This window comes from Collinsella sp. HCP28S3_E9, assembly GCF_052065455.1.
Taxonomy (GTDB): Bacteria; Actinomycetota; Coriobacteriia; order Coriobacteriales; family Coriobacteriaceae; genus Collinsella.
On record NZ_JBQHTZ010000007.1, the window covers coordinates 68,828 to 85,774 of the forward strand.

Genomic DNA, 16,947 nt, shown 5'->3' on the forward strand with positions numbered 1-16,947 from the left:
AAGACTTGGTAATAGTATCTTTCAACCTCCCAGGCTGCAAGAATATGCAGCTACAACCTCATGACCTCCACATATGCCCATACTCGCACGGCCTTTCTTGCATATTCCAACCAAATGCTGTCCAAGAGCTTGACGGATTTGAGGACAAGGGCGGGTACATACCGACTTTCTGCCAGATAACCGCAAGTCGCTCGCAGCATGGCTGCGGTCGCAAAATGCATACCAGCGGTACAACGCGACATTTTGAATTATTAAACTTGATTCCCGACCGTCCGTAACTACCTCATTTGAACAGTTCGCCTGGGCCGATTACGCAGGTCATCGATTGGTTTCGGCACGGTTGGGCAAACGACGGAGCGATGCAATTTAAAAAATGCCAAGTTTTTGGTTTGCACTTTGCGATTCCTCGTGTATACTGACTTTCGCATTTAACGGAGAGTTGTCCGAGTGGCCGAAGGAGCACGATTGGAAATCGTGTAGGCGTCAAAAGCGTCTCCAGGGTTCAAATCCCTGACTCTCCGCCAGTTAATTCCAAAGCAGGCCTTTGTGCCTGCTTTGTTTTTACCCCACGCGGAGGGGTGGCAGAGTGGTTGAATGCGGCGGTCTCGAAAACCGTTTGGCCTGTATAAGGTCACGAGGGTTCGAATCCCTCCTCCTCCGCCATTTTGGTTGAGAAAGCTCCCAACAAAGGGAGCTTTTTTGTTTTGATTCCCTTACAGACAAATACGGCGGCGGAGGAGGGGTTCGAACCCGCCAGGGCGTTCAACACCAACCCAGATCTCCAAACATGTACATCACCCTCCAAAGATGTCAAAAAAATGTCGTTTTTGGATGCTGATGTACATGTTTGGAACCTGTGACCGCGCCCAGTTCCGACCGTTTACCGAGCAATGGGGTCACGACCTCCCACAACCATGTACTATGTACGGGCATTTTCCAATCCAACTACCCAAAGGAACCCACCTTGCCCGTCATCGCCACTGTAATCGTTACCGCACACGCCTCGGATGCCATGGTTGCCATCCCGTTTTGGCTCGAGATGTTCGCTGTCGTCGCGGCATCGATTTCGGGTGTACTGGTTGCGCGCGAGCACAAACTCGATCTGGTGGGCGCCGTCGCGCTCGCCGTGGTCTGCGGTCTGGGCGGCGGTCTTTTGCGCGATATGACGCTCCAGGTGGGCAACGTCTACATCCTTAACCAGCCCATGGCGCTGCCGCTGTCCATCGCCACGGCGGCCATCATCTACATCTTCCCTGCCATCGTCGACAAGCCCGACAAGCTCATCCCCCTGCTCGACATCATCTCGGTGGGTATTTATGCGGCAACCGGCGCAGATAAGGCGCTCGTGTACGGATTTGCACCGGTCGTGTGCATCATGATGGGCTTTTTTACCGCGGTAGGCGGCGGCATGCTGCGCGATGGTTTTATGGGCGTGGTGCCGGGTATTTTCCAGCGCACCAACTTCTATGCCATCGCGGCTATCGCTGGATCGGCAAGCTATGTTTGCCTTGTCATGAGCGGCTTGGTCAGCAATGTCGTCGCGCTGGTCGTTTGCGTCGCAGTGACCATGGGCCTGCGCTGGCTCTCGCTGCGCTTTGACATCAAAAGCCCCACCGAGGACGATATCGCGCGTTTCCTACATCGTAAAAAATAGATTGCACGGCCCGGCCCATCGCAAGGTGACAGCCTATCTACAACCGGCCGCAGGCCCGATATCCCGCGACGCCTTACGTAGGCAATTGCCCATGCAGAATACTGCAACCGCGAGTTTCTTTTAGAGCGAAGGCGCAATGGGTACCATATTGGTCGTATGCAAATCACCAAGCAAAGGATTCACCATGCCTCACAACCAACCCGCGGCGGCGCAACGTCACAACATGCGCGGACACCTCATTATGGCCTTCGCGCTTATCGCGCTGGCGTTTACCGCGCTGCCTTCCATGGCATTCGCCGGCACCGACACCGCGGGCAATGTTTTCGTGTCCGACGGGGATTCCAGTCCATCCGGCGTCGGGGGCGATCTGTACTGGGCCGGTCAAAGCCTTAGCCTGGACGACGCGTCCATCGACCGCGATATCATCGCCGCCGGCGAAAGCCTGTCGATTCGCGACTGCACCGTAGGCGGCGCCGTTCGCCTGGCGGCGCGCACCATCGATATCGCCAAGACCACCATTGATGGAAGCGTGACAGTTGCCGCTCAGCACGTCGTACTTAACTCCGGCAGTACCGCCAATTGCTTCTATGCCGCAGGTGAGACGGTTGCCCTGCGCGGCTCCGCCAAGTCGGCAGTGCTCGCGGGCAGTACGGTAACCATCGACGGCACTGTCGATGGCGATGTTGAGGTCTGGGCCGACAAGCTGGTGCTCGGCAAAAACGCCAACATCACCGGCACCGTAAACGCTCATGTCTCACAGGATCCCGAACGCGCCGACGGCGCCAAAGTGGGAGCCCTCAAGATCGACCGCACCGAGAACGAGGACACCTCCACCATCAACGACGTCATCGGCGGCATCGTTGCCGCAGCTCTTTCCACCTGCTTTGTCGCGATTCTCCTTGAGCTCGTCTTTCCGCGTGCAACAGCCAGCGCGGCCGGCATGCTTCACCAGCACCCCGTCCCGCTGTGGGTGAGCGGTCTTTTGGGCACGGTAGCCGCCGTTCCCGCCATCTTGCTGCTCATCATCTCTATTGCCGGCCTGTCGCTCGCCGGAGCCCTGATGTGCGGCGTCATCGGCATCGCCCTGGTCTCGGCGTCCTTTGCGGGCACCGCGGTCGCACGCATGGTCGGGCACAGCCAGAACCGCTACGCCATGGCCGCCGTGGGCGGCGCCATCGCCGGCGCCCTTACAGCACTTCCCCTTATGGGCAACTTTATCAGCGGCGTAGCCTTCGTCTTTATGCTGGGCTATCTCATTCAGATCATCTGGCGCAACGCCCACGTCAAGCCGCAACAGGCCCCCAACACCCCGGGCCTTCCCTCCGCCTAACCGCCAACCACCGCAAAGGTTTCCTTCCTCTTTGTGGTAGTACAAAAAGGGCGCCGGCCGCGACGGTCGACGCCCTTTCTTGTGAATGCTACAGAGCTCAGCGCTTATTTGTTGACCTGACCGGCGCGAACGGCAGCCTTCTTGCGATCGGTGGCGTTGAGCAGACGCTTGCGCAGACGGATGTTCTTGGGGGTGATCTCCACCAGTTCGTCATCGGCGATGTACTCCAGCGCCTCCTCCAGCGAGAAGGTGCGAGGCGGCACCAGCTGCACGGAGATATCGGAGGTCGAGGAACGCTGGTTGCCCAGGTTCTTGGTACGGGCGATGTTGACGACCATGTCGCCGGCCTTGCTGCGCTCGCCCACGATCATGCCCTCGTAGCACTCGACACCCGGCTCAACAAACAGCTGGCCGCGCTCCTGCAGCGTGCCCAGAGCGTAGGCAACGGCCTTCTCGGTGGTCATGGAGATCATGGCGCCGTTCTGACGGTTGCCGATCTCGCCGGCGTAAGGACCGTACTCCAGGAAGGTGTGATAGAACACGCCCTCGCCGTGAGTGACGTTCATGATGCGGTTCTTAAGGCCCATGATGCCGCGGGTCGGGATCTTAAACTCAAGGTGCGTCACGATGCCCGAGGTGTCCATGCTGGTCATAATGCCGCCAGAGGTGCCAAAGACCTCGACGACCTTGCCCGAGTACTCGTCCGGGCACTCGACGACAGCCTGCTCGACGGGCTCCATCTTGTTGCCGTTCTCATCCTTCTTAAACAGAACGCGGGGACGGCCGACCTGGAACTCAAAGCCCTCGCGACGCATGGACTCCATCAGGACGGACAGGTGCAGAATGCCGCGGCCCGAGACCTCGACGCCGCTCTTGTCCTCGAGCTCCTCAATCTTCATGGTCACATTGTTCTCGGCCTCATTGAACAGGCGCTCCTTGAGCTGACGAGCGCCCACAATGTCGCCATCGCGGCCGACGAGCGGAGAGGTCGAAGCCTCGAAGACGATGGACAGGGTCGGCGGATCGATCTCGATAGGCTCGAGCTCGACGGGGTTCTCGGGATCGGTGTAGACATCGCCGATGTCGGTGCGCTCGATACCCACGACGGCGGCAATGTCGCCGGCGCCGACTTCCTGGCACTCGGTGCGGCCCAGGTAGTCGAAGGTAAAGAGCTGCTTGACGGTAGCGGTGGCGCTGGAACCGTCGTTCTTGACGACCAGGATCTGATCGCCCTGGCGAATGGTGCCGGAGTACACACGGCCAATGCCGATGCGGCCGACAAAGTTGGAGTGGTCGATGGTCACGCACTGCATAGCGAGCGGCGCGGTCTCGTCAACCTCGGGCGCGGGCATGTCGTCGATGATCATGTCGAGCAGCGGGTACATGTCCATGTTGCCGTCGTTGGGGTCAAGGCGGGCAAAGCCATTCATGGCGCTGGCATAGACCACGTGCTCCATGGCAAACTCGAGCTGGTCGTCGGTGGCGCCCAGGTCGGCCATAAGGTCCAGACAGTCGTTATAGGCCTTCTCGGGGTTGGCGCCCGGACGGTCGATCTTGTTGATGACGATCATGATCTTAAGGCCGGTGTCGATGGCGTGACGTAGGACAAAGCGGGTCTGGGGCATGGGGCCCTCAAAGGCGTCGACCAGCAGCAGAGCGCCGTCGGCCATGCGCAGCACGCGCTCGACCTCACCGCCAAAGTCGGCGTGGCCCGGGGTGTCGATGACGTTGATCTTAACGTCCTTGTACTCGATAGAGATGTTCTTGGCGAGAATCGTGATGCCGCGCTCGCGCTCCTGGTCGTTGGAGTCCAGGACGCGATCCTCTACCTGCTGGTTGGCACGGAAGGCGTCCGTGGCACGCAGGAGCTTGTCGACCATCGTCGTCTTACCGTGGTCGACGTGGGCGATAATGGCGATGTTCCTCAGATTGTCTACGCGCATGTAGTTCCCCTATCTTCTATCTATATACAAACGGCACGCGTATGCGACCCGTCCAGCAACACAACGCTCGGCGGGAATATTGAGCCTTTTACCGAAAACTCGTTTATTTTAGCGATTCTAGATGAGAGGGGTTTCCTCACCTGCAGGTTCAGGGTCGCTCCACATAAAACCATCGCCGGCGCCCATGCCCTCGTACAGCACATATGCCGAAAAACCGCTCTCGAGCGTGGTCTCGAAGAAGCTAACGAGCAAAGCGTCGTGATATCCGCCCTCGATCTCTACACAGCCGGTGTAGCCGATGGCATAGCGGGCGATGCGGCCCAGGCCTTCGTCCTTGAGACCCATCTTGTGCTCGGAGATAAAGTTGGTGGCAGCCTCCAGGCATGCCTCCTCACCGTCCTCGTCGAGAGCCGCAAGATAGCGGTTGGAGGCGGCATCCTCGATCGCCACGACAACGCCCGGGTTTTCACCGGCGGCAAGGTCGTCCAAAAACGCACCGATCAGATCGCACACCATGGCGTCGAGCTCGGCGGAGACGTTACCGGCGTCCTGCATATCCTGTGCCATCTTTTGACCTTCCCATCGCATTCGGCGTCGTTATAACTCCTGTGCCTCGGCCGCGATTCTGGCGGCAGCGTCACGGGCGCGAACCATATCCGCCGCGCGCTTGTCGAGCACCTTGATCTGGTTGGTCAGCATTACCGCATCGACCACTCCCCAGATCACCAGGCCCGTCGAAATCGAAAACCCAAGCGCACCAACTGTACCACGAAGCCGCGACAAGATTACCGCGGCAAGCGCGGAGACAACAACCATCTTGATATAGGAGTCACGGCGCTCGCGAAGGGTGCGAGCCTGCGTCACATACGCAATGCGCGCGGCCTCAAATGCCTCGGCGCGCATATGGGCCTCACGCGCGATAGCGGCTGCTTCGGTCGACACACTGGTACCCATCAGCGCTCGCCGTGCATCGTGCTCAACCGACATTTAGAAATCATCGGGCGAGAGCGTGTGGACAAACTCGTCAAACTTCTCGAACTCACTCTCGTCGTCAACCTCGTCGGCAAGCGGAGAGACGGTGCCCAAGCGATTCATGATGTCGTCCTCCACAAACATGGGGGCATTGCTGCGCACGGCAAGGGCGATAGCGTCGCTCGGTCGTGCGTCAAGCATACGCTCGCCCCTATCGGTGTGCACGACGACCGTCGCGTAGAACACCGGCGGCTCGGCGCGCACGATCTCGATACGCTCGATCTTCGCTCCCACCACTTCGATGGTATCGAGCAAAAGATCGTGGGTGATGGGGCGATCGGTGCGGCCGGTATCGATACCGCGGCTGATGGCCGCTGCCTCGTAGGAACCGGTCTGGATGGAAAGAGAGCGCAGCGGCGCGGACGAATCCGACTTACGGCAACGCTCGCGCAAGACGATCAGCGATGGCACGGGACCGGCGGCCATGACGATGGTCTCTATGTCGACACGAACCATGGAACACCTCCGGTACGTTGTTATTGGCATGCGCGGCAGCTCCGCCGCATTGAATAGCTATACTACCCAAACTTTCGCACCGCACACAAAATCAAAGTAGTTAATTTGGGACGGGGCTATTTTGACTACTTTTGTTGGATTAGAAAAAAGCCCCGAGGCAATACCCCAGGGCTCTTAACGTTTTGATGGTGGACCTGACAAGATTCGAACTTGTGACCTCCCGGTTATCAGCCGGACGCTCTAACCAACTGAGCTACAGGTCCATCATGGTGGAGGTTAGGGGGATCGAACCCCTGACCTCAGGCTTGCAAAGCCCGCGCTCTCCCAGCTGAGCTAAACCCCCACGGAGACAGTAATAAACACCCCAGCGGCGACTCGGCTCTCGCTGGGGTGTTTATTGCGAAAGAAAGTGGTGGACCTGACAAGATTCGAACTTGTGACCTCCCGGTTATCAGCCGGACGCTCTAACCAACTGAGCTACAGGTCCATCGCGCAAGGGATATATTAGACGAGTCGTTACGCGCGCGTCAACAACTTTTTTGAAAATCTTTGGGAGGGGTGGTCGCTGGGCTGGCGAGATAGTGTTGGTTTGCTGCTCGGGCAGTCCTGCGCAAGACGAAGGCCACATTAAGTGGCCTTCTTTGCGTGCGGAACTCGCAACAAACCAACACTATCTCGCCAGCCCAGCGACCATGGGGTCCCAAGGTTTTCAAAAAAGCGGTCGGCGCGCAGGTGCGCCGACCGCCGATATATGGGGTCTGATGATTTTTACCAGCTAGGGCCTCTTACTCGTCTAGGAGATCCTCTGGTATGTCGTTGCCGTCGCCTGGGTCGACTGGGGCCTCTTCGGTGACGTCTGCGGTCTCGGCACTTTCGCCCTCGGGCTTCTCTTCGGCGGCCGTCATGCGGGCAACGGCGCACACACGGTCGTCATCGCTTACAGTCATCATCTTGACACCCTGCGTGGTTCGACCGGTCTGGCTGATCTCGTCGGTCTTGACGCGAATGACCGTCGCGCCCTCCGTCACGATAAACAGCTCATGCTGCGGGCCGACCGCCTTCATGGCCGCAAGGTTGCCCTTGCGCTCGGTCATTTGGATGGTGTAGACACCCTGGCCGCCGCGGTTTTGCTCCGGATAATCCGAGACCGGCGTGCGCTTGCCGTAGCCGCACTCGGTAATGACAAACAGGTCGCCCTCGCCGTTGGTGACCTCCATGCCCAGGACACTCACGCCGTCCTTCATGCCAATGCCGCGGACACCGCTGGTGTCGCGGCCGGTAGCGCGAACCTGGTCCTCGGGGAACATAATCGCCTTGCCCGCAGTGGTGGCCATAATGATCTTGTCGCCCTCGCGTACGCGGCGCACGGCGAGCAGCGAGTCATCGTCCCTCAGGTTGATGGCGATGAGTCCATCGCGGCGGCTGCGATCATAGGCGCTCATCACGGTCTTCTTGACCATGCCGTTCTTGGTGGCAAACATCAGGTACTCATCGGCGGGGAACTTACGACAGCTAATGACGCTCGCGATCTTCTCGCCTTCCTCAAAGGGAAGCAGGTTGACGATTGCGGTGCCGCGCGCCTGGCGCGTACCAACCGGCAGCTCGTGCACCTTCAGACGATAGACCTTGCCCTTGCTCGAGAAGAACAGCACATACTCGTGGGTGGACGCGATAAACATCTCGTCGATAACGTCGTCCTCTTTAAGGTTGACGCCCGACACGCCCTTGCCGCCGCGCTTCTGGGCGCGGTAAGCGGCCACCGGGATACGCTTCACATAGCCGGTGTGGGTGATGGTCACGACCATGTCCTCGTCGGCGATGAGGTCCTCGACGTCCAGATCCTTCTCGACCTGGCTGATCTCGGTACGGCGCTTGTCGCCAAACTTCTTGGAGATCTCACGCATCTCTTCCTTGATGACGCCCAGAATCTTCTCCTCGTGCGTCAGCAGGTCCTCGTAGTAGGCGATAGCACGGCGCAGGCCGTCCAGCTCTTCCTGGATCTTGTCGCGCTCCAGGCCGGTCAGGCGACGCAGCTTCATCTCGAGGATGGCCGTGGTCTGCTCGGGCGTAAAGCCAAAACGCTCAATCAGGCGGCTGCTGGCCTCGGCATCGGTCTGCGAGGAGCGGATGATGCTAATGACCTCGTCGATATGGTCGAGGGCCATAAGGTAGCCCTCAAGGATATGTGCACGGGCCTGGGCCTTTTTAAGGTCAAAGTGGGTGCGGCGGGTGACTACGTCGACCTGGTGGTCGATGTAGTGTTGCAGCATCTCGCGCAGGCTCAGGCATTTAGGAACGCCATTGACGAGCGCCAGATTGTTGGCACCAAAGGTGGTCTGCAGCGAGGTGTACTTATACAGGTTGTTAAGTACGACCTGCGGGATAACGCCCTTCTTGAGCTCAATGACCAGACGGATGCCCTTTTGGTTGGACTCGTCGCGCATGTCCGAGATGCCCTCGATGCGCTTGTCGTTTACGAGCTGGGCGATTTTCTCCTGAAGGGTGCCCTTGTTGACCATGTAGGGAATCTCGGTAAAGACCAGGCGGCTGCGGCCAGTCTTGGTGGACTCCACATGGGCCTTGGCGCGCACGGTGATGGAACCGCGGCCGGTCTCGTAGCTCTGCCTAATGCCGGCGCTACCCATGATGATGGCACCGGTGGGAAAGTCCGGGCCGGGCATAATCTGCATGAGCTCGTCGACGGTGGCGTCGGGGTTGTCGATCAGGTAGCAGGTGGCCTCGATCGCCTCGGTGAGGTTATGCGGGGCGATATTGGTGGCCATGCCTACAGCGATGCCTTGGCTGCCGTTAACCAGCAGGTTGGGGAAGCGTGCGGGCAGTACCACGGGCTCGGCGAGCGACTCGTCGTAGTTGGGCTGCCAGTCGACGGTATCCTTCTGCAGGTCGCGGAGCAGCTCCATGGCGGGCTTTGCCAGACGGCTCTCGGTGTAACGCATAGCTGCGGCACCGTCGCCGTCGATGTTGCCAAAGTTGCCGTGGCCGTCGATAAGCGGCGTGCGCATGGAGAACCACTGCGCCAGACGAACCATGGTCTCATAGACCGCGGAGTCGCCGTGGGGGTGGTACTTACCGATAACTTCGCCGACCGTCCAGGCCGACTTCTTGTGCGGGCGGTTGGGGTAGATGCCGCTCTCGTTCATGGCGTACAGGATGCGGCGGTGCACCGGCTTTAAGCCGTCGCGCACGTCCGGCAGGGCGCGTGCCGTAATGACCGACATCGAGTACTCGATAAACGACTGCTTCATCTCGCGGCCAAACTCCGAAATCTGGAGCTGGCCGCCGTTGATGTCCTCGCCGGCCGAGGCACCGCGATCGACCGCGCCAAAGCTCTCCTCGAGCTCGGCGTCGTCATCCTCTTCCTCTTCATCCTCGACATCGGGGTTGTAGGAATCCGGATCGCCGTCCTCGCCCTGCTCGGCGCGGGCGAGCAGGCGCTTCAGATCATCGGGCATACCGGCGTCGCCGGCCTCGTCCATACCCTCGTTGTTGTTGATATCGTCTGCCACGTTACCTCCTCATGGTTTGCGTGGTCCATTAGTTCCCTACCACGGAGACAGCTTTTCCAGGTGCCGCAGATTCGCCCGAAAGAAGAGGGAAGCGTACTTGGGTACGCAACCGACGATTGAGGGCGAAGGTGCGGTGGCTGGGAAAGCCGAACAGGTTAGGCATCTAAGAAGCGTGCATCATGCGCGTGTTTTTCAATGTACTCGCGGCGATAGCCCACCTCGGAACCCATGAGCTCGCGTACGGCACGGTCCGCCACCACGGCATCCTCGATCGTCACGCGCTGCAAAATGCGGGTCTTGGGGTCCATCGTCGTCGAGGCAAGCTGCTTGGGGTCCATCTCACCCAGGCCCTTGTAGCGCTGGACGGTATAGCCCTTGCGCTTCTTGGTGATCTTGCCATCCTTGGCCTTGCCGTCCTCGTCGTTGTCGTCGGGGTTCAGGCCCAGGCTCTGAATGGTGTCGCGCAGTATCTCGTCTTCGGGCTGTCGGCCGTTGGGATACACGTAGTGGATCTTGTTGCGCACCTTAATGCCAAAGATGGGCGGGCAGGCAACATAGACATAGCCGGCATCGATCAGCGGACGCATGTACTTGTAGAAGAACGTCAGCAGCAGGATGCGGATATGCGCACCGTCGACATCTGCATCGGTCATGATGATGATCTTGTGGTAGCGCGCCTTGGTGATATCGAAGTCGCCGCCGTCGCCGGCGCTCGTCGTGACGCCGCAACCGATCGCGGTGATCAGCGACTGGATGGTGTCGCTCGAGAACGCACGATGGTCGCCCACGCGCTCGACGTTCAGAATCTTGCCGCGCAGGGGCAGAATCGCCTGGATGTCTCGGCGACGGCCGTCCTTGGCCGAACCGCCTGCCGAGTCGCCCTCTACGATGAAGAGCTCGGTCAGCTCGGCATCGCGCACCGAGCAGTCGGCGAGTTTGCCGGGCAGCGACGCCGTCTCGAGCAGGCTCTTGCGACGGGTCGCCTCGCGCGCCTTGCGGGCGGCGTTGCGGGCCTTGCAGGCCTGCTGCGCCTTCTTGACGATCTCGCGGGCGGGCTTGGGGTGCTCCTCAAGGTAGTCGGCAAGACCGTCGGTCACGATCTTGAGCGTAAGCGCGCGCATGTAGGAACTACCGAGCTTGGCCTTGGTCTGGCCCTCAAACTGCGGATCGGGCAGCTTGACCGAGATGACGGCCGAGAGACCCTCGCGCACGTCGTCACCGCTCAGGTTGGCCTCTTTCTCCTTAAGCAGGTTCTGCTTGCGGGCGTAATCGTTAATCACGCGGGTGAGGGCGGTGCGGAAGCCCTCGAGGTGCATGCCGCCCTCGGGGGTGTAGATGTCGTTGGCAAACGACATGACGTTCTCGCCATAACCGGCGTTCCACTGCAGGGACACCTCGACCTCGCCCATCTTGGCCACGGGCGCATCCGGGTCCGATTTGCCCTCAATGTAGATGGGCTCCTTAAAGGCCTCGGGGACGTCCTTGCCGTCGTTGAGGAACTTGACGAAGTCGATGATGCCGCCCTCGTAGCAAAACTCCTCCACGCGGGGAGCCGCCTCACGCTCGTCAGTCAGCACGATCTTGAGGTTCTTGTTGAGAAACGCCGTCTCTTGCAGACGATTGTGCAGTGTATCGAAATCGTAGACGCAGGTCTCGAAGATCTCGTCGTCGGGCCAGAAGGAGACGGTGGTGCCCGTCGAATCCGAGGCGCCCACGACCTCCATCTTCTTGACGGTCTTGCCGCGCGAGAATTCCATCTCGTAGATATTGCCGTCGCGGCGCACCTGTACGACCACGCGCTTGGACAGGGCGTTGACAACGGAGATGCCCACGCCGTGCAGGCCGCCGGAAACCTTATAGGCCGAGTTATCGAACTTACCGCCGGCGTGAAGGATCGTCATGACGACCTCGAGCGTCGGAATCTTTTTGACAGGATGCTCGTCGACGGGGATGCCGCGCCCGTTATCGACGACCGTAATGGAGTTGTCGGCGTGGACCGTCACCTGAATCTCGGTGCAGAAACCGGCCATGGCCTCGTCGACGGAGTTGTCAACGATCTCCCACACCAGGTGGTGCAGACCGCTGGCGCTCGTCGAGCCGATATACATGCCCGGGCGCTTACGGACGGCTTCGAGACCCTCGAGGATCTTAATTTCGCCGCCATCGTAATCGTTTTCGTTTGCCACACGTCCTCCTTCGGTTAAGAAAATCTGTATAGCCTTACTATTTTATCGTAAAAAATACCCTCGGAGACGAGGGTATTTGCCTATACAAGGCCACCAGATGCGATTTAAGACTCTTTTTTGCTTTGCACGCCCTTGGCCCACTCGGCACTGGCCCTCATGGCGTTCTGGAGGGCCTCACGCAGTTTTTGGTCTTCGATGGGCGATACCTGGCGCTCGATCTCGGCGCGCTCGGCTTCATTCAGGTCGGCATGCGGCGCGGGCGGGCGCTCGGTCGCGACCGGGCGCAGGCGCTCTTTTGCCGCGGGCGGCGTGTGGCCGGGACGGGTCGTCTTAAATACCAGGCCATCCACATGCGCGCCGGCACGCTCCATGCGTGCGCGGATTATCTCGCGCAAAAGTGTCATCTCCTGTGTCCACGAGGGCGAATCGAGATACACCAGCAGCTCGTTGGACTCGGGAAGATAACGTAGCCCCGTCACATGCCGGCCCTCGCGCGTGCCCGAGCACACCGCGTTCCAAGCACGGTAGACCGCGCGCGATTCCTCGGCGGCCTCCATTTGCGCACGACGCTCGGGCGTAGCCGACGCCAAGATGCGCTGGCGCTCGACACCCAAAAAGTCACTGAAGGCAGCCGTGCCGTTCTCACGCTCGTAATTAGCATGCCTCACCCATGCTCACCACCTTGGCTCGATCAAGTAACTCATCGGTAAAGTATCCCAAATTGGTGGTGGTTATGACCGTCTGGATGTCGTCGCCGATCAGCTGCAAAAAAGCGGCGCGGCGATCGCCGTCGAGCTCGCTCATCACGTCATCCAAAAGCAGCAGCGGGGCGGTACCCAGAATATCGCGGGCTACGGCCACCTCGGCCACCTTCCAGGCCAGAACCAACGTACGTTGCTGACCCTGACTGGCAAACGAGCGAGCCGAGCGGCCGGCGACCGAAAACTCAATCTCGTCGCGGTGCGGACCCACGAGTGTCACGCCGCGGCGGATTTCCTCGTCGGCACGCTCGTCGAGCGCCGCGAGCATGTGCTCGTATGCCCAGCCCCTCAGCTCCTCGCGGTCATCGGTCTGGGGCAGCTCCCCCAACGTGGACGCATAGGCCACATCGGCCTCCTCCCCGGACGCAACCAGCCCGTAGGCATTGCGCACGTGGGCGTCCAAGCGATCGAGCAGGGCCAAGCGGTGCACCAGCAGGGCCGATCCGGCGCGGGCAATCGACTCATTCCACGCGCCGAGCATCTCGCGACAGCACCATGTCTCTTTGAGCAGGGCGTTGCGCTGCGTCACGCAGCGGCCGTAGGCGCTTGCCAGATCGGCATAGCGGGCGCTCAGCTGCACGCCAAAGTCGTCGAGCGCGGCGCGACGCACGCTGGCACCACGCTTAACCATATCCAGATGATCGGGGCAGAACAAAACACTCGGCAGCACGCCGCGCACGCCAGAGGCGGCACATCGCTTGCCGTTGCGGCTAAACGAACGCTTACCGTCCTCCACGCATAGGCCCATGTCCAGCACGCGGCCATCGCCCTCGAGCCTAAGCTCGGCCTTGCACAAACCCGTGCCGTCGTGCACAAGCTCGACGGCAGTGGAATGCCTAAACGAGGCGCCGCTCGTTAGCAGCTGCAGCGCCTCTATGAGGTTGGTCTTTCCCGCCGCGTTGGGCCCCGCGAGCACCGTCACGCCATCGCTCAGTTCCAGGCGATAGCTATCGAAGCTGCGGTAGCGCGCGACGGAAAGATCGCGGGCGAACATGGCCATAGGGCGCCGCTAGATGCGCACCGGCATGACCAGGTACAGATAGTTGATCTTGTCGTAGGACTTAAAGATGCCGGCCTGCGAGTAGCTCTTGAGCTCCAGCGTGATCTCCTTCTCCTTGGACAGGGCGTTGAGACAGCCAAAGATGTAGTGGTAGTTAAAGGCAATGGTACCCGACTCGCCCTCGGCCTCGACATCGATCGTCTCCTGCGCCAGATCCTGGTCATTGGAGATGGAGGACAGGCCCATCTGGCCGTTCTCGACATCGATCTCAAACTTGACGGCGGGGTTGGCGCTCGCGATGACCGCCACGCGCTTGAGGGCGGCATTAAAAGCCGCCACGTCGATCTTGACGCTCGTTACGCACGAATCGGGGATGAGCTGCTTGTAGTTGGGATACATACCCTCTATGCGGCGCGACACGTAGGTGGTATTGCCGGCTTCAAAGACAACCTGGGTGTCGGTGGCACCGATCATAATGGTCGCCTGGCTCGCCATGATGCTCAGGGCGTCGTTGAAGGCATCGGCCGGCACGTTGAGCTCAAAGGAGCCCTCGAGCGTCGAGGTCTCCACCTGCGTATCGCACACGGCCAGACGGAAGGAGTCGGTCGCCACCAGGCGCACGGTGTTGTTTTCGACCCTCATATGCACACCGCCCAGGATGGGGCGGGCCTTGTCGGTCGAGGTGACGCGCCACACGCGGCTGACCATCTCGGACAGAATGTCGGTCGGGAGCTCAACGGCGCTCTCGATGGCATAGGCCGGGAACTCGGGGAAATCGTTGGCATCGAGCGTATTCAGGCGGAAGGAACTCTTCTCGCAACCGATCAGCACCTGGCGCTCCGAAAGCTCAAAGGTAACTGGGGCATCGGGAAGGGTCTTGGTGATGTTGGAGAGCATCTTGCAGGGGATTACCATCTCACCTTCCTCTTCCACATGTGCCGCGATGCGGTGACGAATCGAGATAGTGTAGTTAGAGGTCTGGAATTCCAAGATGCCGTCTTGTGCCTTGATGAGCACGCCCGACAGAATGGGGAGGGTGGATGCCGAAGCGACACCCTTCATGACGACGCCGATTGCTTGCGTAAGCGAGCTCTGGCTGACGGTGAACTTCATCTTTTAATACCTTTCTATAGATATAAATATCTCAATAATAGTAATAGTACTGACGAAACTGTTGATTACTCCCAAACATGCAGGTCAAACCCAAAAAGAGAATCGACAATTCCCTGTGTGCAACAGGGGTCGTTTTCCACGTTCAAAACCTGCGCAAAACTTTTCATCGGAGCGGGCTGGGTTTTAGACACCTTATGCCCGCGGTTTCGACAAGTTTTCAACAGGTGTGCCTATTTCCCTACGAGCGCAGTGTAATTTTGTCTCGTAGCGATTTGAGGTCCTCGGTCACGGTCCGGTCTTCCTGAATCATCTTCTGGACTTTTTTGTAGCTCGTGCTGACGGTCGAGTGGTTGCGGTTGCCAAACTCCGCACCCACGGCGGTGGTTGTCATCTCGCACATCTCGATCGCTAGGTAGATGGCGATATGGCGCGCCTTAGCGATATTGGCATTGCGGCGCGGACCAATGAGCTCCTCATGCGTCACGCCGTACTGCTCCTCGATAACAGACTGAACTGTCTGCACGTTGATCTTTTTGGCCGACGTGTCGAAGTACTGGCTGGCGATGGCATCGATGTCGTCGAAGCTCAGCTCGCTACCCTCGCGCTCGCGGTCGCCCGCCTCCCCGGCGCAGCGCTCGCAGAAGCTCTCGAGCTCACGGATGTTGGTGCCCGATACCTCCGCCATATGTTTAAAGTGCTCGTCGGTCAGATGTCCGCTGTCGCCACCGTAGGCCGCCAGCAGCGAGTCGTCGCCCGCCTCGGGCGCCGCCGCGATCGTGTTCTCGTAATAGCGCTGCAGAATCTTGTACTTCATCTCGTAGCTGGGCTCTGCTACCAAGCAGAGCATGCCGGCGTTAAAGCGGCTGGTCAGACGCTCGTCCATGTTCAGGTCCTTGGGCGCACGGTCTGCGGCAATCACGACCTTCTTGTTGTTGCGGATAAACTCGTCCATGAGCTGGAAAAAGTAGTCCACGCTCGCGCGCTTGCCGATGATGTTTTGGATGTCATCGATGATGAGCACGTCCACGCCGTGGTATGCCTGCATGATGGGAGCGTTACTCTTCTTTTGGCGGTCGAATTCCGTCATCAGATCATCGATGTATGCCTGTGAGTTGGCGTATTTCACTTTGATCTCGGGCGACTTCTCGGCGAGCTCGTTTTTGATGGCGAGCAGCAGGTGGGTCTTGCCTAAGCCCGATTTGCCATAGATGAACAGGGATGTGCAAGTACCGCGTTCGTCTGCGAGTGCGGCGAATTTAAGCGCCGAACGATAGGCGTGGCTGTTTTCGGGGCCGTAGACAAAGTTTTCGAAGGTGAATTTTGAGTTGGCCACGAGGGGCGCGCCGTCGGCGTTCTGCTCGCCCGGCGCCGCAGCCGCAGGCACGCTCACAGGCGATGTCGAGACTGGTTTCGCGCTCTTAGCGGGTGCCACGCCCTTCATCTGATTCATCATGCGGCGGAAATCGTCGGCCGACAGCGTGTTTTTGATCGCGATGCCCGGTTCTTCGCCCGGCGCCGCGTCGTGCGCGACGGGCATGTGTGAAACGCTGGGCGCGGTTGCTACCGGCACGGCTGTTGCGTGGGGCATGGTTTCACGGGAAACATCGCCCGCATTGGTCTCCGGAGCCGCCACAGGGGCGGCGGTCGTCAAAGGGGGAGTGACGGGTGCCGCCCCTGTGGCGCCTGTCGTGGGACCCTGCGGTGCCACGATGTTGAGCGCGATCGGCGCAAAGGCAATCTCTTCTAGGTAGTGCTCGATAGTCGGCTGATGCTTTTTGAGCTGCGCAATGGCAAAGCGTGACGGTGCCTCGATGGTCAAGGTGTCCTCGGTCAGGCTCACGGCACGCGATTGCCCCAACATGTTGATGAGGCGTGCATCTTGGCCGTCGCGCTGGCAAAAAGCGATGGCATCCTCCAGGATGATGCTTGCTTCCTCGTCCACTGT

At 59.7% G+C, this 16,947-nt stretch carries 12 protein-coding genes and 5 tRNA genes; 4 read left to right on the forward strand and 13 right to left on the reverse strand.

Annotated features, from left to right (window positions below; translation table 11 throughout):
• Positions 1 to 433: 433 nt before the first annotated feature.
• The 4 genes from ACTNA2_RS04905 to ACTNA2_RS04920 all read left to right on the forward strand — a co-directional run bounded on the left by ACTNA2_RS04905 (position 434) and on the right by ACTNA2_RS04920 (position 2,984).
• Positions 434 to 524, forward strand: a tRNA-Ser gene (locus ACTNA2_RS04905).
• Positions 525 to 572: 48 nt separating this feature from the next.
• Positions 573 to 663: transfer RNA gene (locus tag ACTNA2_RS04910), tRNA-Ser, on the forward strand.
• Between the two features lie 301 nt (positions 664 to 964).
• A complete protein-coding gene (locus tag ACTNA2_RS04915) occupies positions 965 to 1,654 on the forward strand; it encodes a trimeric intracellular cation channel family protein (RefSeq protein WP_229770653.1) in 690 nt (229 codons plus the stop codon).
• A 184-nt stretch (positions 1,655 to 1,838) separates the two neighbouring features.
• Entirely contained in the window at positions 1,839 to 2,984 is a 1,146-nt protein-coding gene (locus ACTNA2_RS04920; RefSeq protein ID WP_441048772.1) for a polymer-forming cytoskeletal protein, read from the forward strand.
• A 104-nt stretch (positions 2,985 to 3,088) separates the two neighbouring features.
• On the opposite strand, the gene typA is transcribed toward ACTNA2_RS04920, so the two are convergent.
• The 13 genes from typA to ACTNA2_RS04985 all read right to left on the reverse strand — a co-directional run bounded on the left by typA (position 3,089) and on the right by ACTNA2_RS04985 (position 16,944).
• On the reverse strand, positions 3,089 to 4,927 hold the full coding sequence (gene typA / locus ACTNA2_RS04925) for a translational GTPase TypA (protein WP_154516764.1): 1,839 nt from the start codon (positions 4,925 to 4,927) through the stop codon (positions 3,089 to 3,091).
• Positions 4,928 to 5,044: 117 nt separating this feature from the next.
• Positions 5,045 to 5,494, reverse strand: coding sequence for a hypothetical protein (locus tag ACTNA2_RS04930; protein ID WP_154516767.1), 450 nt, complete (start codon positions 5,492 to 5,494; stop codon positions 5,045 to 5,047).
• A 30-nt stretch (positions 5,495 to 5,524) separates the two neighbouring features.
• Positions 5,525 to 5,869, reverse strand: a complete 345-nt coding sequence (locus ACTNA2_RS04935; RefSeq protein WP_441048773.1) for a hypothetical protein — start codon at positions 5,867 to 5,869, stop codon at positions 5,525 to 5,527.
• A 45-nt stretch (positions 5,870 to 5,914) separates the two neighbouring features.
• Entirely contained in the window at positions 5,915 to 6,415 is a 501-nt protein-coding gene (locus tag ACTNA2_RS04940; protein ID WP_427748159.1) for a bifunctional nuclease family protein, read from the reverse strand.
• Between the two features lie 186 nt (positions 6,416 to 6,601).
• Positions 6,602 to 6,678 (reverse strand) — tRNA-Ile (locus ACTNA2_RS04945).
• A 4-nt stretch (positions 6,679 to 6,682) separates the two neighbouring features.
• Positions 6,683 to 6,758: transfer RNA gene (locus ACTNA2_RS04950), tRNA-Ala, on the reverse strand.
• 67 nt (positions 6,759 to 6,825) lie between these two features.
• Positions 6,826 to 6,902 (reverse strand) — tRNA-Ile (locus ACTNA2_RS04955).
• A gap of 298 nt (positions 6,903 to 7,200) precedes the next feature.
• A complete protein-coding gene (gene gyrA, locus ACTNA2_RS04960; protein ID WP_441048788.1) occupies positions 7,201 to 9,912 on the reverse strand; it encodes a DNA gyrase subunit A in 2,712 nt (903 codons plus the stop codon).
• Positions 9,913 to 10,097: 185 nt separating this feature from the next.
• The gene (gene gyrB, locus ACTNA2_RS04965; RefSeq protein WP_441048774.1) at positions 10,098 to 12,128 is read right to left on the reverse strand and encodes a DNA topoisomerase (ATP-hydrolyzing) subunit B; all 2,031 of its coding nucleotides are present in this window, start codon (positions 12,126 to 12,128) and stop codon (positions 10,098 to 10,100) included.
• A gap of 104 nt (positions 12,129 to 12,232) precedes the next feature.
• Positions 12,233 to 12,796, reverse strand: a complete 564-nt coding sequence (locus ACTNA2_RS04970) for a DciA family protein (RefSeq protein WP_441048775.1) — start codon at positions 12,794 to 12,796, stop codon at positions 12,233 to 12,235.
• Positions 12,783 to 13,889, reverse strand: a complete 1,107-nt coding sequence (gene recF / locus ACTNA2_RS04975; protein ID WP_427717918.1) for a DNA replication/repair protein RecF — start codon at positions 13,887 to 13,889, stop codon at positions 12,783 to 12,785. The genes ACTNA2_RS04970 and recF overlap by 14 nt, the downstream gene beginning before the upstream one ends.
• A 9-nt stretch (positions 13,890 to 13,898) precedes the next feature.
• Complete coding sequence (gene dnaN / locus ACTNA2_RS04980; RefSeq protein ID WP_427729028.1) at positions 13,899 to 15,002, reverse strand: DNA polymerase III subunit beta; 1,104 nt, start codon at positions 15,000 to 15,002, stop codon at positions 13,899 to 13,901.
• Between the two features lie 238 nt (positions 15,003 to 15,240).
• The gene (locus ACTNA2_RS04985) at positions 15,241 to 16,944 is read right to left on the reverse strand and encodes a DnaA ATPase domain-containing protein (RefSeq protein WP_441048776.1); all 1,704 of its coding nucleotides are present in this window, start codon (positions 16,942 to 16,944) and stop codon (positions 15,241 to 15,243) included.
• Positions 16,945 to 16,947: the final 3 nt, after the last annotated feature.

Bases quoted from the DNA above. Each gene is read 5' to 3' on its own strand.
- ACTNA2_RS04920 (WP_441048772.1), top strand. From the start codon at position 1,839: ATGCCTCACAACCAACCCGCGGCGGCGCAACGTCACAACATGCGCGGA.
- typA (WP_154516764.1), bottom strand. From the start codon at position 4,927: ATGCGCGTAGACAATCTGAGGAACATCGCCATTATCGCCCACGTCGAC.
- ACTNA2_RS04930 (WP_154516767.1), bottom strand. From the start codon at position 5,494: ATGGCACAGGATATGCAGGACGCCGGTAACGTCTCCGCCGAGCTCGAC.
- ACTNA2_RS04940 (WP_427748159.1), bottom strand. From the start codon at position 6,415: ATGGTTCGTGTCGACATAGAGACCATCGTCATGGCCGCCGGTCCCGTG.
- gyrA (WP_441048788.1), bottom strand. From the start codon at position 9,912: ATGGACGAGGCCGGCGACGCCGGTATGCCCGATGATCTGAAGCGCCTG.
- recF (WP_427717918.1), bottom strand. From the start codon at position 13,889: ATGGCCATGTTCGCCCGCGATCTTTCCGTCGCGCGCTACCGCAGCTTC.
- dnaN (WP_427729028.1), bottom strand. From the start codon at position 15,002: ATGAAGTTCACCGTCAGCCAGAGCTCGCTTACGCAAGCAATCGGCGTC.